The organism is Streptomyces sp. NPDC048248 (assembly GCF_043201875.1).
Classification (GTDB): Bacteria; Actinomycetota; Actinomycetes; order Streptomycetales; family Streptomycetaceae; genus Streptomyces.
Genome location: NZ_JBICZL010000014.1, coordinates 197,773 through 220,647, shown reverse-complemented (window position 1 = coordinate 220,647; position 22,875 = coordinate 197,773). Strand labels below are relative to the sequence as shown.

General features: G+C 72.7%; 21 protein-coding genes. 10 read left to right on the top strand and 11 right to left on the bottom strand.

The annotated features are described in order from the left end of the window. Positions 1 to 95 precede the first annotated feature (95 nt). A complete protein-coding gene (locus tag ACGFZW_RS29175) occupies positions 96 to 938 on the top strand; it encodes a M15 family metallopeptidase (protein WP_393896231.1) in 843 nt (280 codons plus the stop codon). Here the strand turns inward: ACGFZW_RS29175 and ACGFZW_RS29170 are convergent. From ACGFZW_RS29170 to ACGFZW_RS29155, 4 genes are all read right to left on the bottom strand, one after another. Beyond that, positions 868 to 2,214: an adenylosuccinate synthetase gene (locus ACGFZW_RS29170; RefSeq protein WP_393896230.1), complete on the bottom strand. Its 1,347-nt coding sequence runs from the start codon at positions 2,212 to 2,214 to the stop codon at positions 868 to 870. The genes ACGFZW_RS29175 and ACGFZW_RS29170 overlap by 71 nt on opposite strands. Before the next feature lie 68 nt (positions 2,215 to 2,282). Beyond that, complete coding sequence (locus ACGFZW_RS29165) at positions 2,283 to 3,281, bottom strand: hypothetical protein (RefSeq protein ID WP_393896229.1); 999 nt, start codon at positions 3,279 to 3,281, stop codon at positions 2,283 to 2,285. Positions 3,282 to 3,369: 88 nt separating this feature from the next. Beyond that, complete coding sequence (locus ACGFZW_RS29160) at positions 3,370 to 4,428, bottom strand: molecular chaperone DnaJ (RefSeq protein ID WP_393896228.1); 1,059 nt, start codon at positions 4,426 to 4,428, stop codon at positions 3,370 to 3,372. Beyond that, complete coding sequence (locus ACGFZW_RS29155) at positions 4,425 to 5,264, bottom strand: NUDIX domain-containing protein (protein ID WP_393896246.1); 840 nt, start codon at positions 5,262 to 5,264, stop codon at positions 4,425 to 4,427. Before ACGFZW_RS29155 ends, ACGFZW_RS29160 begins: the two co-directional genes overlap by 4 nt. A 256-nt stretch (positions 5,265 to 5,520) precedes the next feature. On the opposite strand from ACGFZW_RS29155, the gene ACGFZW_RS29150 reads away from it, so the two are divergent. From ACGFZW_RS29150 to glpK, 5 genes are all read left to right on the top strand, one after another. Continuing rightward, positions 5,521 to 5,979, top strand: coding sequence for a Zn-ribbon domain-containing OB-fold protein (locus ACGFZW_RS29150; RefSeq protein ID WP_393896227.1), 459 nt, complete (start codon positions 5,521 to 5,523; stop codon positions 5,977 to 5,979). After that, the gene (locus ACGFZW_RS29145; protein WP_393896226.1) at positions 5,976 to 7,166 is read left to right on the top strand and encodes a lipid-transfer protein; all 1,191 of its coding nucleotides are present in this window, start codon (positions 5,976 to 5,978) and stop codon (positions 7,164 to 7,166) included. Before ACGFZW_RS29150 ends, ACGFZW_RS29145 begins: the two co-directional genes overlap by 4 nt. Positions 7,167 to 7,397: 231 nt before the next feature. Continuing rightward, positions 7,398 to 9,125: an EAL domain-containing protein gene (locus tag ACGFZW_RS29140; RefSeq protein WP_393896225.1), complete on the top strand. Its 1,728-nt coding sequence runs from the start codon at positions 7,398 to 7,400 to the stop codon at positions 9,123 to 9,125. Positions 9,126 to 9,461: 336 nt separating this feature from the next. Beyond that, complete coding sequence (locus tag ACGFZW_RS29135; protein WP_393896224.1) at positions 9,462 to 10,229, top strand: MIP/aquaporin family protein; 768 nt, start codon at positions 9,462 to 9,464, stop codon at positions 10,227 to 10,229. Between the two features lie 55 nt (positions 10,230 to 10,284). Next, the gene (glpK, locus tag ACGFZW_RS29130) at positions 10,285 to 11,814 is read left to right on the top strand and encodes a glycerol kinase GlpK (protein ID WP_393896223.1); all 1,530 of its coding nucleotides are present in this window, start codon (positions 10,285 to 10,287) and stop codon (positions 11,812 to 11,814) included. Positions 11,815 to 11,892: 78 nt separating this feature from the next. Here glpK and ACGFZW_RS29125 read toward each other — a convergent pair whose 3' ends face one another. The 3 genes from ACGFZW_RS29125 to ACGFZW_RS29115 form a co-directional block, all read right to left on the bottom strand. Then, complete coding sequence (locus ACGFZW_RS29125) at positions 11,893 to 12,501, bottom strand: ATP/GTP-binding protein (RefSeq protein ID WP_393896222.1); 609 nt, start codon at positions 12,499 to 12,501, stop codon at positions 11,893 to 11,895. A 206-nt stretch (positions 12,502 to 12,707) separates the two neighbouring features. Then, complete coding sequence (locus tag ACGFZW_RS29120) at positions 12,708 to 13,319, bottom strand: TetR/AcrR family transcriptional regulator (protein WP_393896221.1); 612 nt, start codon at positions 13,317 to 13,319, stop codon at positions 12,708 to 12,710. A 121-nt stretch (positions 13,320 to 13,440) separates the two neighbouring features. Continuing rightward, a complete protein-coding gene (locus ACGFZW_RS29115) occupies positions 13,441 to 14,313 on the bottom strand; it encodes an alpha/beta fold hydrolase (RefSeq protein WP_393896220.1) in 873 nt (290 codons plus the stop codon). Positions 14,314 to 14,480: 167 nt separating this feature from the next. Here ACGFZW_RS29115 and ACGFZW_RS29110 point away from each other — a divergent pair, with 167 nt between their 5' ends. Beyond that, positions 14,481 to 15,524: a zinc-binding dehydrogenase gene (locus tag ACGFZW_RS29110; RefSeq protein ID WP_393896219.1), complete on the top strand. Its 1,044-nt coding sequence runs from the start codon at positions 14,481 to 14,483 to the stop codon at positions 15,522 to 15,524. An 84-nt stretch (positions 15,525 to 15,608) separates the two neighbouring features. Here the strand turns inward: ACGFZW_RS29110 and ACGFZW_RS29105 are convergent, their stop codons facing one another. The 3 genes from ACGFZW_RS29105 to ACGFZW_RS29095 are packed head-to-tail and all read right to left on the bottom strand — an operon-like array spanning position 15,609 to position 19,361. Beyond that, entirely contained in the window at positions 15,609 to 16,022 is a 414-nt protein-coding gene (locus tag ACGFZW_RS29105; protein ID WP_393896218.1) for a DUF742 domain-containing protein, read from the bottom strand. Positions 16,023 to 16,035: 13 nt separating this feature from the next. Further along, positions 16,036 to 16,482, bottom strand: a complete 447-nt coding sequence (locus ACGFZW_RS29100) for a roadblock/LC7 domain-containing protein (protein ID WP_393896217.1) — start codon at positions 16,480 to 16,482, stop codon at positions 16,036 to 16,038. Beyond that, positions 16,479 to 19,361, bottom strand: coding sequence for a nitrate- and nitrite sensing domain-containing protein (locus ACGFZW_RS29095; protein WP_393896216.1), 2,883 nt, complete (start codon positions 19,359 to 19,361; stop codon positions 16,479 to 16,481). Before ACGFZW_RS29095 ends, ACGFZW_RS29100 begins: the two co-directional genes overlap by 4 nt. A gap of 369 nt (positions 19,362 to 19,730) precedes the next feature. Between ACGFZW_RS29095 and ACGFZW_RS29090 the strand changes: the two genes are divergently transcribed. Next, entirely contained in the window at positions 19,731 to 20,126 is a 396-nt protein-coding gene (locus ACGFZW_RS29090; protein ID WP_393896215.1) for a hypothetical protein, read from the top strand. Positions 20,127 to 20,231: 105 nt separating this feature from the next. Here the strand turns inward: ACGFZW_RS29090 and ACGFZW_RS29085 are convergent, their stop codons facing one another. Then, a complete protein-coding gene (locus tag ACGFZW_RS29085; protein ID WP_393896214.1) occupies positions 20,232 to 20,561 on the bottom strand; it encodes a bifunctional 3-phenylpropionate/cinnamic acid dioxygenase ferredoxin subunit in 330 nt (109 codons plus the stop codon). Between the two features lie 162 nt (positions 20,562 to 20,723). Between ACGFZW_RS29085 and ACGFZW_RS29080 the strand changes: the two genes are divergently transcribed. Both ACGFZW_RS29080 and ACGFZW_RS29075 read left to right on the top strand, forming a co-directional pair. Then, a complete protein-coding gene (locus ACGFZW_RS29080) occupies positions 20,724 to 21,530 on the top strand; it encodes an IclR family transcriptional regulator (RefSeq protein WP_393896213.1) in 807 nt (268 codons plus the stop codon). Positions 21,531 to 21,763: 233 nt separating this feature from the next. Then, positions 21,764 to 22,849: an S-(hydroxymethyl)mycothiol dehydrogenase gene (locus ACGFZW_RS29075; RefSeq protein ID WP_393896212.1), complete on the top strand. Its 1,086-nt coding sequence runs from the start codon at positions 21,764 to 21,766 to the stop codon at positions 22,847 to 22,849. Positions 22,850 to 22,875: the final 26 nt, after the last annotated feature.

Below are 22,875 nucleotides of genomic sequence, written 5' to 3'. Positions count from 1 at the left end.
GTCGGCCCCATGCGGACTCACCGAGGCCGCGTGGCGAGGGTGCTGGGGTGGTCGGCGGTCTTCCGCCGGCGCGGTGGGACTGGTAGACGGGGGCCATGCCGAGACTTGCTGCCGCGCTGCGCGGCCTCGCCGTCACTGCCGCCGCCCTGATGACCGTCACCGCCGTGCCGTCGAGCGCGGCGGTGGGCGCCGATACCCGTACGGGGCCGGTCGCCCCGGCGGCCGGTGGCCCCAAGGCGCCCGAGGAGTTCGTCGCGTTGCGCGACGTGGATCGCACCATCATCCAGGAGATGCGCTACTTCACTCCGCACAACTTCATGGGTGTGCGGGTGACCGGCTACCGCGCGCCGACCTGCCTCGTCACGCGGGACACGGCGCGGGCGCTGCACCGGGCGCAGCTGTCGTTCCTGCGGCGTGGCTACTCCCTCAAGGTCTACGACTGTTATCGGCCGCAGCGAGCGGTGGACCACTTCGTGGCCTGGGCGAAGGACCTCGACGACGAGCGGATGAAGGCGGAGTTCTATCCCCGGGTCGCGAAGTCGGCGCTGTTCCGTGACGGCTATATCGCGGAGAAGTCGGGGCACAGCAGGGGCAGCACCGTCGATCTGACGCTGGTGCGGCTGCCCGCGCTGCCGACCCGGCCGTACGTTCCGGGTGAGCCGCTCGCCGCGTGCTACGGGCCGAAGGAGGCCCGCTTCCCGGACAACTCGCTGGACATGGGCACCGGCTTCGACTGCTTCGACACCCTGGCGCACACGCTCGACCCGCGGATCACCGGCCGGCAGCGGGCGAACCGTCTGCTGCTCAAGGACGGTCTGGAGCGGGCCGGGTTCGTGAACTACGAGAGCGAGTGGTGGCACTACACCTTCACGCCGGAGACGTTTCCGGACACCGCTTTCGACTTCCCGGTCTCCCGGGGGTCGTTGGGCGGGCGCTGAGCTGCCCTGCCTTGTCGGCGGCGGTCGGACCGTGGGACGTCAGCAGGACGGGGGCGGACAACGCGTCGGTGAGGGCGTCCGTCCAGGCGCGCGGGTCGCCGCCCGGTGACTGCCAACGGTCCGGCCGGGCGCTCGACAACCGCTCGGTGAGTCGCTGTTGGCGGGTGAGGTCACCTGGCAGCGCGGCCGGGATGTGGTCCATCGGTCCGTCGGGGGTGCGGTAGCGGCGGACGATCCGCAGCGCGCCGTGCCGGGCCGGTGCGTCCAGGTGTGTCACGGCGAGCCCGTCCACTCCCCCGCAGGCCGCGATGGCGTAGGCATGCGCGGGGGCGTCGAAGTGGCCGCCGCGGAAGGCTCCCTGCCAGCGGCCGTGCCCGTTGTGCCGCTCGGGGAGGGCCGTCGTCACGGTCGGGTCCTCGGTGACGAGTGGTCCCGGCCCGTGCCGGGTGGTGTAGGTGCGTACGACGCCGAGGCGGAGCGCGGCCCGGGGCAGGCCGGCTTCGGCGAGGAGTGTTTCCGCGCCGTCGAAGGTGGTGGTCGACCAGGTGGTGTACGGGTGGAAGCCGTGCCACTCGTCGAGGAGGACGCCCTGGGCGCCCTCGAAGACGACGGGTCCGCGGTGCAGCAGCCGGGGCAGATGGGTTTCGTCGACGAGCGTGACGTGGTCGGCGAAGGCGCGGAAGGCGTCCACGCAGGCGTCGACCGGCGGAGCCCCGAGCAGGCCGAGCGGACCCAGCGCGTCGGTGAGGCGGTCGCGGAGCAGGGTGAGGGTGCGGCGCAGCGCGGTGCGGGAGGTGCAGTCGCCCGCGGTGGGCGCGTCGGCCGGGTGGGCCAGTGCGTACGCGGCGGTCTCGCCGATGCCCATGCCGCAGGAGCCGTGCCGGGCGCTGCCGCGGGCCCGTTCACGGGCCCGGTTGGCCGCCGCGTGGTACGGCGTGGTGAGGCGTGCCCGCCGGTCGACGGTCAGCAGGGCGAGCGGTTCCGCGACGCCCAGGGAGGCGAGGTGGCGGGCCTCCGCGGCGAGGGCGAGCGGATCCACCAGCATCAGGTGGGAGAGGTGGGTGGGGACGGCGCTGAAGGTGCCCGAGCCGAATTGGGCGAAGGTGTGATGGCGGCCGTCGGTGGTGACGACGTTGTGCGCGGCCTGGGCGCCGCCGTTGAACCGGACCACCGCCGCCACCGGCGCCGCGCCCGGTGGGAAGGCGCCGCAGAGCCGGTCGACGACGGTGCCCTTGCCGGCGTCGCCGTAGCCGAGGTCGACCACGATGGTGTGCACGGGAGGGCCTCTCTGTGACGCTCCCCGGGCGGGGCCGGGAAGCTGATTGCCGTGGCGGTAGAGGGACTTCAGAGCCGGGTGGTGCCGCCACTGCCCGCGTCGGAGGTGCTGTCGAGCAGCGGGCCCGAGGAGCGGGCGACGGTGCCGCGGCGGCTGCTGAGCGGGGCGAGCGCCTTGCCGACGCTGGCGCCCGCATCGGAGCCGAGGTCGGCGAGGTCGTCGAGGCCGGCTGCGAGGTCGATGGCCTCCTCGCCGAGGCCGATGGTCAGCGCGATGGTCTCGCAGACGGCGGAGAGGTCGTCGAGTTCGATGACGTTCTGGCCGAGCAGCTTGCGCCAGGTGCTCTGTACCGCGGAGTTGCCGACGTGGGTGGCACCGGCCGGGATGATGAAGTAGACGTCGAACTTCCGGCGCACCTCGTCGAGGATCGTGGTGAGCGGGATGTCCTCGGTGACCTGGTCGCCGAGGACGGCGCGGATCTCGCGCGCCTTGACCTTGCCGTAGGGCATCTCGTCGCCGATGAGGAAGAGGTAGCCGCGGCGGCCGCGCTTCTCGTGGCAGTCGATGCTGGTGTGGCGGGCCATGGCGTACAGGGCGAGTTCGTAGGACTCGGTCATCTGACCGCCCCCGCCGCCCTCCAGGAGGATGTTGCCGAGGTCGTCGTCCATGCGGTTGTCGGATTCGAACTGGCCGAGCTGGAGCGGGACGCGGTCGCAGGTGGCGTCGCCGACCGCGCCGAAGAGGATCTGCGGGTGGGTGACGTAGCCCTTGCGCAGCAGGAGGCCGAACAGTTCCGGCAGCTTGGTCTGCAGCACGCGCGGCACGGACCGCATCGATCCGGTCACGTCGAAGAGTACGGAGACGGCGAGCGAGGTGGGGTGCTCGTCGGAGTCGCGGCTCTCCCGGACGGAGAGTCCCTCGGGGGCGAGTGAGGGGTGCGCCTTCCAGGTGTGGCGGGGTGCCGAGGTGGTGACGCGATCGCTGTAGTCGAAGGCGCCGGTGCCGGAGGCGGCGCGGTAGCTCGCCGCGGCGCCGTAGACGTCGGTGGACCAGGTTCCGCTGCCCATGGTGATTCCCCCTGTGTGGTGGACCGGTGCGTCGAACGGCCGGTGTGTGGGTGAGTGGTGGTGAGTGGGTGGGCGGTGAGGGGTGAGCTCACGCGCGCACGGCGGGCTCCGGCATCGTGAACGGCCGGAAGGTGCGCGGCCCGTACAGCTTGTCGAGAAGCTCGTCCAGCTCGGCCAGCAGCCGCCACGCGTCGTGCGGCCTGCGGGACTCGGCGGGGAGGGTGCAGCCGCGCAGGAAGGCGCGGAGCGGCTGCGGCGTGCGCTCCCCCATCAGGGCGCCCATCGTGCGGGACGCAAGGTGGATGTCGGTGGCCTCGGTCGCCGGTCGGCGGGCCGCGACCTCGGGCGGATAGTGCGCGCGGTGACGCTCGACCAGGGCGGGGACGCGGCTGCCGAGGGTGGTGCTGTAGCACCAGTCGACGAGGACCAGGCCGTGCAAGTCGGGGTGGATGAGGACGTGCTCGGGCAGGACGGCGCCGTGCACGCGGCCGGCGCGGTGCGCCCAGCCCAGGGCGACCAGGAGTCTGCGCCACATCCAGGCCGCGTCGCGCGGGTCGAGCCCTTCGGGGTGCGTGGCCCGGACCTCGGCCAGGGTGTGGAAGCCGGCCAGCGGGACGAGGGCGTTGACACGGCGCTCGACTCCGGTGTCGGCCTCGCGGTGCCGGAACGACGCGATCAGGCGGGGTGCGTAGGCACGGTGGCGGGGTTCGCCGTGTCGCGCCAGGCGTTCCAGTGAGCGGGCCTCGCGTTCCAGCAGGTCGTTGTCGGCGGCGGCGCGCGGGATCTTCAGCAGGGCGGGGTGCCGGGTGCCGTCGCGCTCGTACGTCGCCTCGCGGAGCACCGCGAGATCGCCGGTGGCTCGGGTGTCACCGAGGGTGTAGGTGTGGCGGCGGGTGGTCAGGGTCGGCCGCGCGGTGTCGCGGCGGCGCCGCCACAGCGCGCCCAGCCGGGCGAACTCGGCCTCGGCGAGCGGGCGTTCGGCGACCGGGGCGGCGTCGGGGTGCAGCAGCCGGGCGAGCCTGCGGTAGACACCGGCGGCTCGGGCGTCGTCCGGCGGGAAGAGGTCGGTGGGGCCGTGGGCGGCGGCGAGCGCGGCGCGGGCGGCGGCGCGGTCGCGGAGGGCGGCCGCGTCCGCGGGGACGGTCATCGCACGCTCTCCTCGCGGTCGGGGCGCAGCAGCGCCGGGTGCAGCAGGCGGGCGTCGCCCGCGCGGTAGAGGCGGGCGCGGGGTCCGCCCCGCGCTCCCCCACGAGCGGCGGTGGCACCGGTGGATTCGACGAATCCTGGGACGGAGAGCACCTTGCGGTGGAAGTTGCCCGCGTGCAGGGGGCTGCCCCAGATGGATTCGTAGACACCGCGGAGTTCGACGATGGTGAACTCCTCGCCGAGGAAGGCCGTGGCCAGCGGGGTGTACTCGATCTTCGCGCGGGCGCGGTCGAGGCCGTCGGCGATGATCCGCGCGTGGTCGAAGGCCGGCTGGAGCGGGGAGCGGGCGGGCGGGGCGCCCTCTGCGGGCCGGGGCACGGAACCACCCCCGTCGATCCCGTGCCCTCGGCCCTGTTCCGGGGGACGCAGCGCGGACGCGTCCGGTTCGGCGGCGTTTCGGGTGACCGCGCCGAGGTCCACATCGGCGATCGGGATCCAGGCCGCGGCGGAGGCGTCGCCGCCGCCGCGCGCCTCGGGGAGGTCCGGGGCGAAGGCGAGGTAGGCGACCGTGACGACCGGCATCCGGGGGTCCCGGCCGGGATCGCCGTACGAGCCGAGCTGTTCGAGGTGGACACGCTCCAGGGCCGCGGCGTCCAGGCCGGTCTCCTCCGCCAGTTCGCGCGCGGCGGCCTCGTCGAGCGTCTCGCGGCCGGGCCGTACGAAGCCGCCCGGCAGGGCCCAGGTGCCCTGGAAGGGCTTGCCGCCGCGCTCCACGAGCAGGACGTGCAAGGCGCCTTCGCGCAGGGTCAGGGCGACGATGTCGACGGTCACGGCGATGGCGGGGAACTCGCGCGGGTCGTACTCGGCGAGGAACGCGCCGTCGCCGCCGTCGGGTGCGCCGTCACTCCCGTTGTGCGCCTGCTCCGCGTCCACGACCGCCCCCGTTGGTAATTCTCACTTTGAGTCTTTCTCGGAACGAGAACAACATAGCACCGGGGGTCGGGGCGGTCCAGGGGCGACGGCGGACTTCCGCACCCGGTGGCCGCGTGGCACACTTCTGACGTTCCGTCAGATCTGTTGCCGGGGAGGGTCCGTGGCACGTGCGCGCAAGCCCGTGGTGCCGGGTTGGTTCGACCAGGACGCCGCGGATTTCCGGCTGTTGGGCACGCGTTGCCGGGCCTGCGGCGCGGTGTTCTTCCCGCGCGAGGACTTCTTCTGCCGCAACCCCCGCTGCGCCGGCGAAGAGCTGGACGAGGTGCCGCTGTCCCGCCGCGGCACGGTCTGGTCGTACACCGACGGCCGCTACCGCCCACCCGCCCCGTACGTCTCCGACCCGGACACGGAGTGGCAGCCGTACACCCTGGTCGCCGTGGAGCTCGCCGCGGAGAAGATGGTCGTGCTCGGGCAGGCCGCGCCCGGGGTCGCCCCCCGGGACCTCGCGGTCGGGACCGCGGTCGAGCTGGTGCCGGGCGTCCTCAACGAGGACTCCGAGCACATCTGGACGACCTGGCACTGGCGGCCGGTCGCCACCGGGCGGCAGGACGCCTCATGACCGGCGACGTGGCGGTACTGGGCGCCGGCATGCACCCCTGGGGAAAGTGGGGGCGCAGCTTCGTCGAGTACGGCACGAAGGCGGCCCGGGACGCGCTCGCCGACGCGGGCCTGGGGTGGCGTGACGTGCAGAGCGTGGTCGGCGCGGCCACGGTGCGCGGCGGCTACCCCGGCCATGTAGCGGGCGCCACCTTCGCGAAGGCGTTGGGCTGGCAGGGGGCCCGGGTGACCAGCGTCTACGCGGCCTGCGCCTCCGGGGCGCAGGCCATCGGCACCGCACGGGCGCAGATCCTGGCGGGTCTGGCGGACGTGGCCCTGGTGGTGGGGGCGGAGTCCGCGCCCAAGGGATTCTTCGCGCCGGCCGGGGGTGACCGTCCCGACGACCCGGACTGGTTGCGCTTCCGGGTGCTCGGCGCGACCAACCCGGCGTACTTCGGCCTGTACGCGCGCCGTCGGATGGCCCTGCACGGCGACACCGTCGAGGACTTCGCCCAGGTGAAGGTGAAGAACGCGGCGGCGGGCACGATGAACCCCTACGCGCGCTACCGCAAGCCCGTCACCGCGCAGGAGGTCGCCGCGTCTGCGGTGGTCGCCGATCCGCTGCGGCTGCTGGACATCTGCGCCACCTCCGACGGCGCCGCGGCGCTGGTCCTGAGCAGTATGGCCTTCGCCCGGCGGCAGGGTGCCGCGGACCCGGTCCGCATCCGCGCGGTCTCCACTGCCACCCCGCACTACCCCCGGACGGCTCTGGACCTGCCCGACATCGCCACCGACTCCGCGGCAGCGGTGCCGGAGCCCGCGACCGGGTTCCGGGCGTCGATCGCGCACCGCGCCTACGAGGAGGCCGGCATCGGGCCCGAGGATCTCTCGCTGGCCGAGGTCTACGACCTGTCCACCGCCCTGGAGCTGGAGTGGTACGAGGATCTGGGGCTGTGCGGCGCCGGGGACGCGGCGAAGCTGTTGCGCGACGGTGCCACGGCGCTCGGCGGGCGGTTGCCGGTGAACGCCAGCGGCGGGCTCGCGTCGTTCGGCGAGGCGGTACCGGCCCAGGCCGTCGCGCAGGTCTGCGAGTTGACGTGGCAGCTGCGGGGGCGCGCGGGCGGGCGGCAGGTGCCGGGGGCGCGGGTGGGTGTGACGGCCAATCAGGGTCTGTTCGGGCACGGCTCGGCGGTGGTCACCGTACGGTGAGGCGCGAAAACGGGAGACCAACAGGGTTGCTGTAGAGGCTGGTTGGATGCCACCGATGTGACGCGGCGGAGTTCCGGCCCTCCTCTCGGTGGGCTCACCTGTGCGTTCCGGACGCGATTCTTCGAAGACCTTGTGTGTGCGGCGGAGCAGCTGCCCGTACGCTCCGGAAGGATGCATGAACAGCGCGTGAACCGGGCGTCGTCGGGTACCCGGAGGCGGCATGCTGCTGCCGTGCCTACCTGGACCGACCAGCTCCGATTCGCCTTCCAGCCCGTCGTGAACCTCGCGACCGGGTCGGTCGCCGCGCTGGAGATACTCGCCCGCCCGGAGGACGGGGCGGTCGACGTGCCGGCGTCCGCGCGCCGCCAACCCGAGCTGGACGTCGAGCTGGCAGCACTCGCCGTACGCTCCGCGGCGCGCCAGGAGACGCTCCTGCCGCTGCACGTCAACGTGTTCGCCGCGACGGTCGCCGAGCTGCCGGCCCTCACCGCGCTCGGCAAGGCCGTACGGGACGTGGGCCGCCGGCCGTGGGAGATCACGCTCGATCTGGTCGGACCCTTCACCCACGTCCCGCACCGTTCGCTGCTGGAGTCGGTGGCGGGGCTGCGCGACGAGGGATACCGGATCTGCGCGGACGGGGTCGGGGAGGGGGATCTGCCGCTGCGGCTGCTCGGCGACCTCGCACCGGACCTCGTCAAGCTCGACGGATCCCTGTGCGCCGGGCTGGACGGCGACCGGGGACGACGGGCGGTGGTGACCGCGATGCACCAACTCTGCGAACAGGTGGGCGGGTTACTGGCCATCGAGGGGGTCGAGACGGAGCGGCAGTACGCGGCGGTGCGCGAGGCCGGGGTCCAGCTGGCACAGGGCCACCTCTTCGCCCCGCCCGCACGACGGCCGGCCGCCGACATCTATCTACCGCCCGCCCGCCCGGCAGCGGTGGGTGGGCCCCCGGCGCCGCACGGCCCGCCCGACGGGCCACCCGTCGCGCAGTTCCTGCAGCCCGCCGCGCTGCTGCCGATGTCCGCTTCCGCGGGCGCGGTGCGCAGCCATCTGACCGGTTTCCCCGCGGTGTCGGGGGTGCTGCTGGTGGACACCGACGGTGTCCCGGTCCGGGCCATCGACCGTGACCGGTTCCTGCTGTCCCTCTCCGGGCGGTACGGGCACGCGCTGTACGCCGACCGGCCGGCGCTGCGGCTCGCGGACCGGCCGCGGACGGTCGGCGCTGACGCCACCGCCTGGCAGGTGCTCGATGTGATCGCCGAGGGCGACCGGGTCCGGGCGGGGGACGATGTGGCGGTGGTGGACGAACGCGGCCGCTGCATGGGGGTGGTGCATCTCGCCGACATTCTGCGGGCGCTGACCGAGAGCCGGGTGGAGGAGGCCGCACGGCTCAACCCGCTGACCAGGCTGCCCGGTTCGGACGCGGTCAACGGCGAGGTCGACCGCTGGATCGCCGAGGGCCGGGCGTTCGCCCTGAGCTGGCTGGATGTGGACGGTTTCAAGCAGGTCAACGACGGCGCGGGTTTCGCGGCCGGCGATGAGCTGATCCGCGCGGTGGGGCGGGCGCTGGCAGCCGTCGCCGCCCGTGACCCTGCCGCCCGGGTGGGACACATCGGGGGCGACGACTTCCTGGTGCTCGCCGAGCCGCAGGCGCTCGACCCGTTCGCCGAGGCGGTGCTGGACGCTCCCTGGTCAGCGGGCGGGCTGCCGGTGACCCTCTCGCTGGCGACGGTTGTCTGCCCGCCCGGCAGCGTCACGGGCCACCAGCAGGCGGCGGCCGCGCTCGCCCCGCTGAAGAAGGCGGCCAAGGCGCTGGCGGGGGCGAGTTGGGTGCTCGGCCGTCCGGGCTCGGAGCGGACGGAACTGCGCCGTGGCACCGTCGCCCGGGTGCCGGGCCCGGCGGAACGGCCGTGCGGCAGCCCGGTCGGTCACGGAGGCGTACGCACGCGCGGCTGAGGGCGTGCGGCCGGACGCGGCACCCGTCCCGGCACCGTCGGTTGCGATCGGCAGACGGTGCTGTGCGTGACCTTGACGCTCCATGACGTGCGGTGAACACTTCCGGGTGTCAGTCGGCATCGCCGCACTCAGGCACCCCGGCCGCGGTGGCAGCGGCTGCGCGCTGCCCGCCTCGCCCACCGGCGGTTTGCTGACGCTCTGGCACGCTCGACGCCCATGCGGGCGGGGCACGGGGCAGCGGGGTCCCACCTCCGCCCCCCGGCGCCGCGGCACGGGTGGTACGCACCCTGCACGGAGGACCGGGGGACGCCCCCGGGCGAGGGCCTAGGAGCCGCCATGTATTCCAATGGGGACATCTTCGTCGGTGAAGTGATCGGCACCGCGATACTCATCCTCTTCGGCGCCGGCGTGTGCGCCGCCGTCACCCTGCACCACTCCAAGGCGAAGGCCGCGGGCTGGGTCGCGATCGCCTTCGGCTGGGGCCTCGGCGTACTCGCCGGGGCCTACACCGCCGCACCGCTGTCCGGTGGGCACCTCAACCCGGCCGTGACGGTCGGCTCGGCCGTCGCCGGCGGCACCGAGTGGTCGAAGGTGCCGCTCTACATCCTGGCGCAGATGGTCGGTGCGGCGATCGGCGCGGTGCTTGCCTGGGCGCTGTACTACGCGCAGTTCGCCGCCAACGCCGAACAGGCCAACGCCCAGCCGACGCTGGGGATCTTCTCCACCGCACCGGAGATCCGCAATCCGGTCGCCAACCTGCTGACCGAGGTGATCGCCACCATCGGGCTGGTGCTGCCGCTGCTGTTCTTCGGCGAGAACAAGGGCATCGGTATCGGTCAGGTCCCGGGCGAGGACGCGGGCGTCTACGGGTCCGGCATCAATGTGCTGCTCGTCGCGCTGCTGGTGGTCGGCATCGGGCTGTCGCTCGGCGGGCCCACCGGCTACGCCATCAACCCCGCCCGCGACCTCGGCCCGCGCCTCGTGCACGCGGTGCTGCCGATCCCCAACAAGGGCTCCTCCGACTGGGGTTACGCATGGGTGCCGGTAGCGGGTCCGCTCATCGGCGCGGTGCTGTCGGGGCTGGTGTACCTGGCGGCGTTCTGACCCCGGCGAGCCGGCCCCGTACTCCCTGCACCGAGACCTCAGGAGACATGACGTCATGACGGAGCACACCGAGAAGTACGTCGCCGCGATCGACCAGGGCACGACGTCGAGCCGCTGCATCATCTTCAACCACGCCGGAGCGGTCGTCGCCGTCGACCAGCGTGAGCACCGCCAGATCTTTCCCCGGCCGGGCTGGGTCGAGCACGACGCCACCGAGATCTGGTCGAAGGTGCAGGCCGTGGTGGCGGGCGCGCTCGCCAAGGCGGGGCTGCGCACGGACCAGCTGAGTGCCCTGGGCATCACCAACCAGCGGGAGACCACGGTCCTGTGGGACCGGGCGACCGGCCGGCCGGTGCACAACGCCATCGTCTGGCAGGACACCCGGACCTCTCAGCTCTGTGCCGAACTGGGCGGCGCGGACGGCCAGGACCGCTTCCGCGAGGCCACCGGACTTCCGCTGGCGAGCTACTTCTCCGGGCCCAAGGCGGCCTGGCTGCTGGATGAGGTGCCCGGTCTGCGGGCCCGTGCCGAGCGTGGCGAGATCGCCTTCGGCACCATCGACTCGTGGCTGATCTGGAACCTGACGGGCGGCACCGACGGCGGCGTGCATGTCACCGACGTGACCAACGCCGGCCGCACCATGCTGATGAACCTCTCGACCCTCCAGTGGGACCCGTCGATCCTGTCGGCCATGAACGTGCCCGAGGCGATGCTGCCGGAGATCCGGTCGTCCGCCGAGGTGTACGGCACGGCCGTCGGCCAGCTGCACGGTGTGCCGGTGGCCTCGGCCCTCGGCGACCAGCAGGCGGCCGTCTTCGGGCAGACCTGCTACGGCGTCGGCGAGGCCAAGAACACCTACGGCACCGGATCGTTCCTGCTGCTGAACACCGGCAACCGCCCGGTCCCGTCCAAGAGCGGGCTGCTGACGACGATGGGCTACCAGCTCGGCGGCGAGGCTCCGGTGTACTGCCTGGAGGGCTCCATCGCCATCACCGGCGCTCTGGTGCAGTGGCTGCGCGACCAGCTCGGCATCATCTCCTCGGCCGACGAGATCGAGGCGCTCGCGGCGAGCGTCCCCGACAACGGCGGGGCCTACATCGTCCCGGCGTTCTCCGGCCTGTTCGCGCCGTACTGGCGCTCCGACGCGCGCGGTGTGATCACCGGCCTGACCGGATTCGTCACCAAGGCGCATCTGGCACGCGCGGTGCTCGAGGCGACCAGCTGGCAGACCCGCGAGGTGGTCGACGCGATGTACCAGGACTCGGGGGTGCGGATCACACAGCTCAAGGTCGACGGCGGCATGACGGCCAACAATCTGCTGATGCAGCACCAGGCCGACGTACTGGGGGTGCCGGTGATCCGCCCGGTGATCCCGGAGACGACGTGTCTGGGGGCGGCGTACGCGGCGGGCCTGGCGACCGGTGTCTGGCAGGACCTGGACGAGCTGAAGACCCACTGGAAGCGCGACACGGAGTGGACCCCGCGGATGGACGGGGAGGTCAGGGACCGCGAGTACGGCAACTGGCGCAAGGCAGTGGAGCGCAGCTTCGGGTGGCTTGCCGAGGACGGCGGCCGGGCCTCCTAGACGCCGGTCTCGACCGGACGCGCAGACGTACGGCCGGTATCCCGGACGGCGGGGTACCGGCCGTGCCCGCGCCCGAGGTCAGGGCAGCGCGGGCTCCCGCTCCCGCGCGGTGACGTCCCCGGCGTGCCGTACGACGGAGATCAGCACATCCCGGACGGATTCCTTGCGCCGGGCGTCGCACAGCATCACGGGCACCTCGGGGGGCAGGTCCAGCGCGTCCTGGACGACCTCGGTCGGGTAACGCTCCGCGCCGTCGAAGCAGTTGACGGCGACGACGAAGGGCAGCCCGCGCCGCTCGAAGTAGTCGATGGAGGCGAAGGAGTCCGCCAGGCGGCGGGTGTCGGCGAGCACCACCGCGCCGAGCGCGCCGAGCGACAGCTCGTCCCACAGGAACCAGAAGCGGTCCTGGCCGGGTGTGCCGAAGAGGTAGAGGAGCAGTTCGTCGTTGACCGTGATCCGGCCGAAGTCCATCGCCACGGTGGTGGTCGTCTTGGTCTCCACACCGCCGAGGTCGTCGACCGGGCGCCCCGCTTCGGTCAGCTGCTCCTCGGTGCGCAGCGGTTTGATCTCGCTGACGGCGCCCACCAGGGTGGTCTTGCCCACGCCGAAGCCGCCCGCGACGAGGATCTTGAGCGACAGCGGATCGACGGTGGACCGGCGACGGCGCTCGGAACGCCCGAAGGCCATGGGTCTCTTCTCCTGAATTGCCGTGTGTGCAGGGGAACTCACGCCTGTCGGCGATCGTCGGTGGACGATCGGCAGCTGCACAGGCACGGTACAACGTGCGTGCGGGAGTGCTCACTTGCGGTGCGGCATCGTTATCGGCGGGCAATCCCCGCACGCCGCCAACCGGGTCGAAAGGGCCAGGTCGGACGCGTTCGCGTGGCGGCGGCTCAGCGCGGGGCGAGGACCGTGGGCCGGTCCAGCAGCCCCAGCAGGCTCACGAAGCTGGATTCCAGGAAGGCACACAGCTCCTCGCGGGCGTCGGCCTCCTCGACCGGCCAGTTCGTCACCGCTTCCTCGGCGAACGCCATCCACGCGCGTGAGGCCAGCTCCACCCGTGGCGCCTCCGACATGCCCAGCCGGCGGCGGCCGTCACGCATCCGGCGGGCGAGCGTCTCGCGCGTCTCGCCGACGATGTCGGTCACCGCGGGATGGCTGCCGGCCGCGCCGCGCACCAGCGCGAGGTACACCTGCCGGTGTTCCAGGACGTAGTCCACGAAGCCGGCGATGAAAGCGCGCATCCACGGGACCGGCTCCAGCGTCCCGTCGGGTTCCGTCGCCGCGGTGAAGCGCGCGCACTCGGCTCGGACCACGGCGCGGTAGAAGTCGCGCTTGGAGTCGAAGTAGTGGAAGAGCAGCCCGCGGGAGATGCCGGCCCGCCGGGCGACCTCGTCGGTGGACAGCTCGTCCAGGGAGCGCTCGGCGAGCATCTCCAGACCGATGCCGACCAGCTGCTCCCGGCGCTGGTCGGGGGTGAGGCGGGTGACGCGCTTGCCGGACATGCCCGCAGTGTACGGCGGGGGGACGGGCTCCTCGGGTTCCGCGAAAGGGCCGTGGCCCGCGCTGCCCGCCGCGGGGCCGGGACGCGTACGGTGCGCCCCGGCCTGCCGCGGCCCCATGCGCTCAGGCGTTCCGGCCGAGGTGGTCGAGGATCTTGGGGGTGACCACATCGGGGACCTCTTCGGGAAGCCAGTGGCTGGCGCCTTCGAGGGCCTCGAAGTGGTACGGGCCGTCGACCCATCCGCCGGTCGTCTCTGCCGCCCGGCGGCCCAGGGCGCTGTCCTCGGTGCCCCACAGGAAGAGAGTGGGCACGGTGATGCGGCCAGCGGGCACCGAGATGACGTCCTCGGGAGCGCGGTACCAGTTCAGAGTGGCGGTCAGCGCACCCGGCTCGGCGAGCCTGCGGACGTTCTCGGACACCAGCGCCTCGGGGACCTTGCCCCGGTAGGCGGCGCGCAGCCGCTTCGCATCGTCGGCGAGCAGCGCTTCCTCCGCGGCGTCGTCCGCACCGCGGAAGAAGCGGACGTAGTCCAGCCGCCGGTACTGGTCGGGGTCCTCGACGATGGCCCGGTTGAGCGCCTCGGGGTGCGGGGTGGCCAGCACGCTGAGGGACTTCAGCCGCTCGGGGTGGGCGCCGGCCAGCGCCCAGGCGACGAGGCCGCCCCAGTCGTGGGAGATGAGGTGGAAGCGGCCCGCGCCCTGGGAGTCGGCGAACGCCAGGGCGTCGGCGACCAGTTGGGGTACGGCGTAGTCGGCGACGCGGGACGGGCGGGCGCCCGGGGAATAGCCTCGCTGGTCGACCGCGACGGCGCGGTAGCCGGCCGCGCCCAAGGCGGTGAGCACGGCGCTCCAGGAGTCGGCGAATTCCGGCCAGCCATGGAGCAGCAGGGCGAACTCGCCGTCGGCGGGACCGGCCGCGAGCGCGTCGTAGACGTGCGGGCCGACCTCGATCTTCAGCTGCTCGAAGGCGGGGGCCGGGATGTCGTCCGTGGCCATGGCGGCGTCTCCTCTTGTTGACAACTGCTTAACAGCGACCGTACAACGGTGCTGAGCGTTGCTCAACAAGCCCCCGGCCGCGCATGTCCGGCGCCCGCCCCCGCCCCGGACGGAAGCCGGCCGCCTCTCTCGCCGAGCCCCTCGCCGGGCACTGAGGAGATCCTCCGATGACCACCATGCGCGCCGCCCGCTTCACCCCCGCCACCGGCAAGCTCACCGTCGAGGACGTGCCGGTGCCGTCGCCGCGGCCCGGCGAGGCGCTGGTCAAGGTCGCCGCCTGCGGCATCTGCCACTCCGATCTGAGCCTGCTCGGCGGTGTCTTCACCACGTCGCGGGCCTCCATCACCCCGGGCCACGAGGCGGCCGGGGTGATCGAGCGGCTGGGCGCCCCGACCGCCGGGTGGGAGCCGGGCGACCGTGTCGTCCTGCACGCCGGGCGGGCCTGCGGCTCCTGCCCGGCCTGCATCGCGGGCGCCGCGGCCGACGACTGCGAACGCGTCGAAATCATGGCCTTCGACTTCGACGGGGCCTGGGCCGAATATGTGCTGGTGCCGGTCACCTCGCTGGTGCGGGTGCCCGACGGCATCCCGCTGGAGCAGGCCGCGGTGCTGGCCGACGCCGTCTCGACGCCGTACGCAGCGGTGGTCGACACGGCGGCGGTGCGCCCCGCGGAGAGCGTCGGTGTCTGGGGCCTCGGCGGCATCGGCATCCACGCCGTGCAGAGCGCGCGGCTGGCCGGGGCGGCTCCGCTGATCGCCCTCGACCCGCTGCCCGCGGCCCGGCAGCGCGCACTGGAGCGCGGCGCGGACCACGCCGTCGACCCCACCGCCGAGGACGCCCTCGACCAGGTCGCCGCGCTGACCGGGGGCCGTGGCCTGGATGTCGCGATCGACGCGGTCGGCCGGCGCCGGACCTACGCCCAGGCCAACCGGGCGCTCGGGTACCGAGGCCGCCTGGTGATGATCGGGATGTCCATGGACCGGTTCGACCTGGGCCCGCAGACCCCGTTCGTCCGCGATCGCCACACCGTCACCGGCCACCTCGGCTATCGCAAGGCCCACATCGAACAGCTCGTCAGGCTGGTGGCCACCGGACGCCTGGACATCAGCGGGTCGGTCAGCGCGCAGCTGCCGCTCGAAAACATCGCCGAAGGGGTTCGCCGCCTGGAGACCCACGAGGGCAACCCCCTCCGCATCATCGTCCGCCCCTGAAAACGGCCCCTTTCGCACGTACGACGCCCGTGCCGCCCGCCCGTCGTTCCGGGTGGGTGGCACGGGCGTCGCGCGCTACCGGCGTCACAGGGCGCGAAGACCGTCGATCACCTCGCGCAACACCTTCTCGTCCGGCAGTTCGGCCGGCGGGACGGGCCTGCTGACATGGACCAGCTCCACGTCCAGCAGATCGCCGATGAGCACCCGGACCACCCCGACCGGGAGGTCCAGTTCGGCCGCCAGCTCGGCGACCGACAGCGGTGCCCCGCGGCACAGCTCGACGATCTCCACATGCTCCGGCGACAGCGTCTGGTCGGGTACCGCCCCGTCCGCGCGGGACTCGGCGATCACCAAGGCGATCAGATCCAGTCGCCCCTCAGCGGGCGTGCGGGTGCGCCCGCGCGTCATCGCGTACGGGCGGACGACCGGCCCCGCGTCGTCGTCGAACCAACGCGCCGCTCCCCGCTCCGGCACGGCCCGACCGTCCAGGTCGCTCATGGCGTCACCGTCGTCACCCTCCGGCGGGCAGCCCGGACCGGGACGCGGTGCCCAGGTGCGCGCCCACGCGCTTGACGAGCAGCGTCATCTCATAGGCGATCAGACCGACGTCGGCGTCCGCGTCGGCCAGGACGGCCAGGCAGCTGCCGTCGCCGGCCGCGCTGACGAAGAGGAACGCGTCGTCCAGCTCGACGAGCGTCTGCCGGACCCGCCCCGCGTCGAAGTGCCTGCCGACCCCCTTGGCCAGGCTGTGGAAGCCCGAGGCCACCGCGGCCAGGTGCTCGCCGTCCTCGCGGGTCAGGTCCTTCGAGGCGCCGGTGGCCAGCCCGTCGCTGGAGAGGACGAGTGCCTTGCGGATGCTGCCGACCCGGTCGACCAGCTCGTCCAGGAGCCAGTTCAGTTCGCCGGTTCCCTTCGTTGCGCCCGATGCGGTGGAAGCTGCTGCCTTCGGTGCGGTCATGGACCGTCCCCTCCCGATGTGGTTCCTGGTGCTGTGTCCGAGCCGGCGTCGTCGCCGTCCCGCACGGTCGCGTCACGGGCCGGGCCCGTGCGCTGTGCTTCGTCGTGGTGCCGGGGATCGGCGCGCCCTGTTGCCGCCTCGCTCCCGGCGTCCTCGCGCGGTGTCCGCCGGCCCGCCCCGTGGGCGTCCTCCGGGGCCTCGCCGTTGTCCTGCCGACCCCGCTGCCAGCCACGCTGGAGCGAGGCCATCCGCGCGCGCACCGCGTCGGCGTCGCGATCCTCCAAGGGCTCCTCGACCCGCCGGTCCGTCTCGGCCCGACGCTCCGGGTCGGCCTTCAGCTGGGGCGCGAGGCTGGCCTGCCGTACCCGGCGGGGCAGTCCGACCGGCGTCCTGGAATGGGGGGCCTCCCCGGGCGGCGCGGTGGCGTCGTCAGCGCCCGGGGACGCGTCCGACCCGCCCTGCACGGGCTCCTGGGGACGGCGGCCGGGGCGATCGGAGTCCGGCCGGTCGGCGGCCGCCTTCGCGCGCGTCTCGCCGTCCTCCACGGTCCTGCCGTGGTCGGAGACCAGGACCGGGGGCCGGGGACGGCGCGGCAGGGGCGTGAGCCCGCCCGGCGCCTGGTCGCGCGTCTGCTGGTGCTGTTCACCGGACGGTACCGGGGGCACCGACGTGATGCCCGATGTCTTGGCCGGCCCGGCGCTCTGCCCGGCGGACGGTCCCCGTCGGCCCCGGCCCCGTCCGCGCTCCCGGTCACGGAAGATGTTGTCCTCGTCGTCGAGGGAGTCCAGCTCGTCCAGCCCGAGCGGCGCCTCGAGTTCGACCGGCCCGTCGAGGGCTGCGGGGGTACGCGCCTGCCGCGCCGGGAACGGCACCGGCGCCTGGGAGAGCGCGGCGAGTTTGCCGGCCGCGTGCTCCAGCTCGTTGCCGAACCGCAGGCCCGCAGGGTCCGCGGAGTCCAGTTCCCGGTCCTCACGGCCGCCCTCGGAGGACTCGGTGAGGATGGTCCCGGGGATGAGCACGACGGCGGTGGTGCCGCCGTAGGGCGACGGCTGGAGCGAGACCCGGACGCCTTGCCGCTGGGCGAGCCGGCTGACCACGAACAGCCCGAGCCGGTCGGTGTCCGACAGCTCGAACTCCGGGGTCTCGGCGAGCCGGAGGTTGGCGTCCAGCAGCTGATCGGGGGCCATGCCCAGGCCACGGTCGTGGATCTCCAGGGTGAAGCCGTTGGATACCCGCTCGCCGAGCACCTGTACGGCGGTGTGCGGCGGCGAGAAGACGGTGGCGTTCTCCAGGAGTTCGGCGATCAGGTGGGTGAGGTCGGAGACAGCGGGGCCGTCCACCGCGAGGCGCGGCAGCCGGCGCACCTCGATCCGTTCGTAGGCCTCCACCTCGGCGACGGCCGCGCGCACCACGTCCATCAGCTGGATGGGTTTGCGCCACTGCCGTGAGGGCGCCGCGCCGGACAGGATGACCAGGCCCTCCGCGTGCCGCCGCATGCGGGTGGTCAGATGGTCGATGCGGAACAGGTCGGCCAGTTCGTCGGTGTCCTCGGTACGCCGCTCCATCGCGTCCAGCAAAGTGAGCTGGCGGTGCAGCAGGACCTGGCTGCGGCGCGCGAGGTTGACGAACACCTCGGAGACGCCGCGTCGCATGTCGGCCTGCTTGACGGCGGCCTCGACGGCGGCCCGCTGGAGGGTGTTGAGCGCCTGGCCGACCTGGCCCGTCTCGTCCTGGCCGAATTCGAGCCGGGGCGCCTCGGTCTCGACGTCGACCTGTTCGCCGGCCGCGAGCCGGCGCATGACGCTCGGCAGCCGGACGCCGGAGACCTCGTGGGCGGCCTTGCGCAGCCGGGTGAGGTCCTTGACGTGCCTGCGACCGATACGGAAGGAGACGATGACGGAGACCAGCAGGGCGGCGAAGCCCAGGACACCGGCGATGCCCGCCTTGAGCACGACGGCGGTGGCCACCGGTTCGACGCGCTCCTGGTACCGGTCGCCGGCGTCCTTGCCCATCCGCTGGAGATCACCGAGCACCTTGCGGGCGGCGGTGTGCCACCGCTCGGCGTTGACGCTGCGCGGTCCGGCCTGGGCGCCGGCTGCGATCACCCGGTCCTCGTAGTCGGCCAGTTCGTGCGCGGTGGCGGTGCGCCAGTAGTCCTCGTAGAGGCCGCGGTCCTTGACGGGCAGGATGGGCAGGCTGGTGGCGTACAGCACCCGGCGCTCGGCGATCCGGTCGGAGAAGGACCGCAGATCGCGCTTGCTCATGCTGCCGGAGACGAGGGCGGCGGACATCAGGGCGTCCTCGCGGGAGAACGCCTCGCGGGCACGGGTGATGTTGACGAGCGCGCGGCCCTGCTTGTCCATCTCCACGTTCTCCAGGGCGTGGAGCGCGGCGAGGAAGTCGTACTGCGGGTCGACCAGGGCGTTGTACGCCTCCATGGCCTCTTCGCGGGTGACGGTGTTGTCCTCGACCTGGGCGCGCAGCGCGGGAAGGCCGGACAGTCCCTTCACGACGCTGTCCAACCGGTAGTCGGCGTCACCGGCCAGATCCTGGCGTACGGAGGGGTCCTGGGCGTTGGCCCGCAGCCGGTCGACGCTCTCGTCGGTGGTCCTGGCCTGCCGCCGCAGGGCGGTCAGCGCGTCGGCGCCGCGCCGGTCCGCGAGATACAGCAGACTCTCGCGGCGTTCGCGCTGGAGTGCCTGGACGACGTCCTCGGCCGGATACCCCACACTGCGGATGACGTTGCCGACATCGAGCAGCTGGTTGGCCTCACGCCCGGTGAGGTACGTCGCGAACGCCCACATGGCCGTCAGGGACACCAGCGGCACGAGCAGCAGCGCCACGATCTTCCGGCGGATCGACTTCCCGCGAAAGCGCATGGCCTCCCCTAGTCAACCCCGGCGCACGGGGGTGGTGTTCCGTCAACAAACGGCGCGAGCCTACTACTGTCGGGTGACCTAGCCGAAGACCTGTCCGAGCCTTCCGGAAAGGGGGCGGGGCGGGATCGTCATGAGTTGTCCGTCGATTACCGGACAACCCACCCACGGTGACAGCATCGGAATCACGCCGCTACGGGGTGTCATACGCGCCCGGTTGGCCGATTTTCCCCTACCCCGGGTAACGCCACATCCGGTCGATACCTGACGATGAGAGCGTCGGGTCCGGCGCCTCGGGCATGTATCCGGTGAATCCGGGCAGCCACCGAAGTGTCGGACGGGCGGGGAGAGTACGGGGAGTGTGACGCGTTCATGGACACCGGCAGGCGCCCCTTGTGGCAGGAGGAGCCGGCGACCCGGCGCCGGATGGCCGATCCGGTGCGCACCGCCGCGGTGCGCGCGGTCATCGTCGTGGCGCTGACCCTGATCCTGGCCATGGTGGCGTTCCTGAGCACACTGGCGGGCTCGTGGCTGGCCTTTCCCGCGGTCCTCTGCACGGTCGCCGGCACCATCGTGGCGACCTGGGCGGTGCTGGACGTCTGGGTGACCCGGCAGGTGTGGGTGCAGCGCAACGGCGTGCAGTCGCAGCCGAGCAGCACCGCCCGGGAGCTGCGCCGTGAGCGGCGACAGGCCCGCCGCCAGGAGCGGCGGGCGTCGCGGGACGGCGGGTCGCAGGTGGACTCGCCGCCGCGCGAGCGAGCGGCGTAGCCGGGGCGGCCGTACACCCCACCGGCGGCGGGTGCCTCACGAGTTGCGTCGGAGGACGACGGCAGGTGAGCCGGGACAGGACGCTCCGGCGCCCGGTCCGGGCCTTTACGCCACGGCCTCTTCCCTGACCGCCGGCCGGACGTGGATCATTCCGTCCAGGACGCTGACCTCGTGTGTCCGGACGGGCCGCCGGGCGGGCAGACAGGTCGGTGCTCCGGTGCGCAGGTCGAACAGCGCCGCGTGCAGCGGGCATTCGACGAAGCAGCCCTCGACCCAGCCCTCGGAGAGCGAGGCGTCCTGATGGCTGCAGGTGTCGTCGACGGCGTAGAAACCACCCTCGGCATGGAAGACGGCGATGGCCGGCATGGCGTCACCGAGCTCGATCCGTACGGATTCGCCCTCGGGCAGGTCCTCGACACGGCAGACGGGAAACATCTGGCCCCCCTGGCACTGATCGGTATCATGGCGTTTTGAATAACGCATCGCAGAGCGCGATACGCAACAGAATCCAAGTCGGGAAGCGGGCCGTCAAGAGCTTTCCGCCGAGAGCCTCAGACGTGCCCCTCCAGGGGCCACCGGGTGGTGACGCAAAGACCCATGCCGAACACGACCGATACACCGGACGAGCGTTCCGAGGAGCGGCGCGGAGGGGCGGGCTCCGTCCAGTCCGTGGACCGCGCGGTGAGCGTTCTGGAGATCCTCGCCCGGCTGGGCGAGGCCGGAGTGACCGAGATTTCGGAGGAGCTGGAGGTCCACAAGTCCACCGCGTTCCGGATCCTCGGCGTACTGGAGAACCGCGGGCTGGTGGAGCAGGAGAAGGAGCGCGGGAAGTACTTCCTGGGCGCCGGGGTGCTGCGACTGGCCGGCGCCGCGGCGATCCGGCTCGACATCTCGCAGGAGGGTCAGCCGGTGTGCCGGGCGCTCGCCGACGACACCGGGGAGACGGCGAACATCGCGGTGCTGGACGGGGACGCGGCGGTCAACATCATGCAGGCCAGAGGCTCCGCCGCGGTGACCGCCTACAACTGGCTGGGCCGCCGCACCCCACTGCACGCCACCGCGAGCGGCAAGGTGCTGTTGGCGCATCTGCCCCGGGAGCGCCGAGAGACGCTACTGGCCCGCAAACTGCCGCGCTTCACCGAGAACACCCTGACCACGCCCGCCGGGCTGCGCGACCAGCTGAGCGCCGCGCTCGACGACGGATTCGCCTGTTCCTCCGAGGAGTTGGAGATCGGACTGAACGCGGTGGCGGCGCCGGTGCGGGCACACGACGGGGCGGTGATCGGCGCCATCGGCGTGTCCGGGCCGGCGTACCGCATGGAGGAGCCGCTGCTCGCCGAACTGGCCGAGCGTTCCGCGAAGGCGGCCGAGGATCTCTCCCGCCGCATGGGGTACGCCGGTTGAGGCCGGCGCTGCGAAAAATCGCCTCTTGACGGATTCCTGGCGAACTTCCAGCATGTCTCCTATGGCGCAACGAAGCGCGCCATGGGCAACACGCTACGGGCTGCGGGCGGCCCGCTGTTCACCGCCCTCCCCCGTCACCACCGAGCGCACCACCCAACCCCTCACAGGCACCCGTGCCAACTCCACGCGCACCCGCCCCTGCCGCCCGCGCAGGCGCTGTTTAGGAGTGAGACATGCCGCACGAAGCCCGCGCCGTCGTCGCCGTCAAGAAGGGCGCACCCGTCGAAGTGCTGCCGATCCGGGTGCCGGATCCCGGCCCGGGCGAAGTGCTCGTGGCGGTCCAGGCTTGCGGGGTCTGTCATACCGATCTGCACTACCGGGAGGGGGCGATCGGTGAGGATTTCCCTTATCTGCTGGGGCATGAGGCGGCGGGTGTGGTCGAGGCGGTCGGTGCGGGGGTGGCCGATCTGGCGCCGGGTGACTATGTGGTGCTCGCCTGGCGTGCGCCGTGCGGGAGTTGCCGTTCCTGTCGCCGTGGCCGTCCCTGGTACTGCTTCGACTCGCGCAACGCCACCCAGCCGATGACCCTGCTGGACGGCACCCCGCTGACCGCGGCTCTTGGCATCGGTGCGTTCGCGGAGAAGACCCTGGTCGCCGCGGGGCAGGCGGTGAAGGTCGATCCCTCGGCGCGGCCGGAGGCGGCCGGTCTCATCGGCTGCGGGGTGATGGCCGGCTACGGCGCGGCCGTGCACACCGGCGCCGTCGGCAGCGGCGACACCGTCGCCGTCATCGGCTGCGGCGGCGTCGGCAACGCCGCCATCGCCGGCGCCTCCCGGGCAGGGGCGCGCCGGGTCATCGCCGTCGACATCGACGATGCCAAGCTGGACGCCGCAGAGCGCTTCGGCGCCACCGACACCGTCAACTCCCGTGGTACGGACCCGATCGAGGCGGTGCGCGGCCTGACCGGCGGGCACGGCGCTGACGTGGTGATCGACGCGGTCGGCCGCCCGGAGACCTACCGGCAGGGCTTCTTCATGCGTGACCTGGCCGGCACCCTCGTCCAGGTCGGTGTCCCCGACCCCGACATGCGCATCGAACTGCCGCTGATCGAGCTCTTCTCCCGCGGCGGCGCCCTGAAGTCCTCCTGGTACGGCGACTGCCTGCCCAGCCGCGACTTCCCCGTCCTCATCGACCTCTATCTGAGCGGCAAGCTCGACCTGGACCGGTTCGTCACCGAGACCGTGGCCCTGGACGACGTCGAACCCGCCTTCGGCAAGATGCGGCGGGGCGAGGTGCTGCGTTCGGTCGTCGTGCTCTGACGGCAGCGGCAGCCTGCTGTGGTGAC

Excerpts from the sequence above, each read along its gene's own strand:
- ACGFZW_RS29175 (WP_393896231.1), top strand. The coding sequence starts at position 96 with ATGCCGAGACTTGCTGCCGCGCTGCGCGGCCTCGCCGTCACTGCCGCC.
- ACGFZW_RS29165 (WP_393896229.1), bottom strand. The coding sequence starts at position 3,281 with ATGGGCAGCGGAACCTGGTCCACCGACGTCTACGGCGCCGCGGCGAGC.
- ACGFZW_RS29160 (WP_393896228.1), bottom strand. The coding sequence starts at position 4,428 with ATGACCGTCCCCGCGGACGCGGCCGCCCTCCGCGACCGCGCCGCCGCC.
- ACGFZW_RS29145 (WP_393896226.1), top strand. The coding sequence starts at position 5,976 with ATGACCGGCGACGTGGCGGTACTGGGCGCCGGCATGCACCCCTGGGGA.
- ACGFZW_RS29135 (WP_393896224.1), top strand. The coding sequence starts at position 9,462 with ATGTATTCCAATGGGGACATCTTCGTCGGTGAAGTGATCGGCACCGCG.
- glpK (WP_393896223.1), top strand. The coding sequence starts at position 10,285 with ATGACGGAGCACACCGAGAAGTACGTCGCCGCGATCGACCAGGGCACG.
- ACGFZW_RS29125 (WP_393896222.1), bottom strand. The coding sequence starts at position 12,501 with ATGGCCTTCGGGCGTTCCGAGCGCCGTCGCCGGTCCACCGTCGATCCG.
- ACGFZW_RS29120 (WP_393896221.1), bottom strand. The coding sequence starts at position 13,319 with ATGTCCGGCAAGCGCGTCACCCGCCTCACCCCCGACCAGCGCCGGGAG.
- ACGFZW_RS29115 (WP_393896220.1), bottom strand. The coding sequence starts at position 14,313 with ATGGCCACGGACGACATCCCGGCCCCCGCCTTCGAGCAGCTGAAGATC.
- ACGFZW_RS29110 (WP_393896219.1), top strand. The coding sequence starts at position 14,481 with ATGACCACCATGCGCGCCGCCCGCTTCACCCCCGCCACCGGCAAGCTC.
- ACGFZW_RS29105 (WP_393896218.1), bottom strand. The coding sequence starts at position 16,022 with ATGAGCGACCTGGACGGTCGGGCCGTGCCGGAGCGGGGAGCGGCGCGT.
- ACGFZW_RS29100 (WP_393896217.1), bottom strand. The coding sequence starts at position 16,482 with ATGACCGCACCGAAGGCAGCAGCTTCCACCGCATCGGGCGCAACGAAG.
- ACGFZW_RS29095 (WP_393896216.1), bottom strand. The coding sequence starts at position 19,361 with ATGCGCTTTCGCGGGAAGTCGATCCGCCGGAAGATCGTGGCGCTGCTG.
- ACGFZW_RS29090 (WP_393896215.1), top strand. The coding sequence starts at position 19,731 with ATGGACACCGGCAGGCGCCCCTTGTGGCAGGAGGAGCCGGCGACCCGG.
- ACGFZW_RS29085 (WP_393896214.1), bottom strand. The coding sequence starts at position 20,561 with ATGTTTCCCGTCTGCCGTGTCGAGGACCTGCCCGAGGGCGAATCCGTA.
- ACGFZW_RS29080 (WP_393896213.1), top strand. The coding sequence starts at position 20,724 with ATGCCGAACACGACCGATACACCGGACGAGCGTTCCGAGGAGCGGCGC.
- ACGFZW_RS29075 (WP_393896212.1), top strand. The coding sequence starts at position 21,764 with ATGCCGCACGAAGCCCGCGCCGTCGTCGCCGTCAAGAAGGGCGCACCC.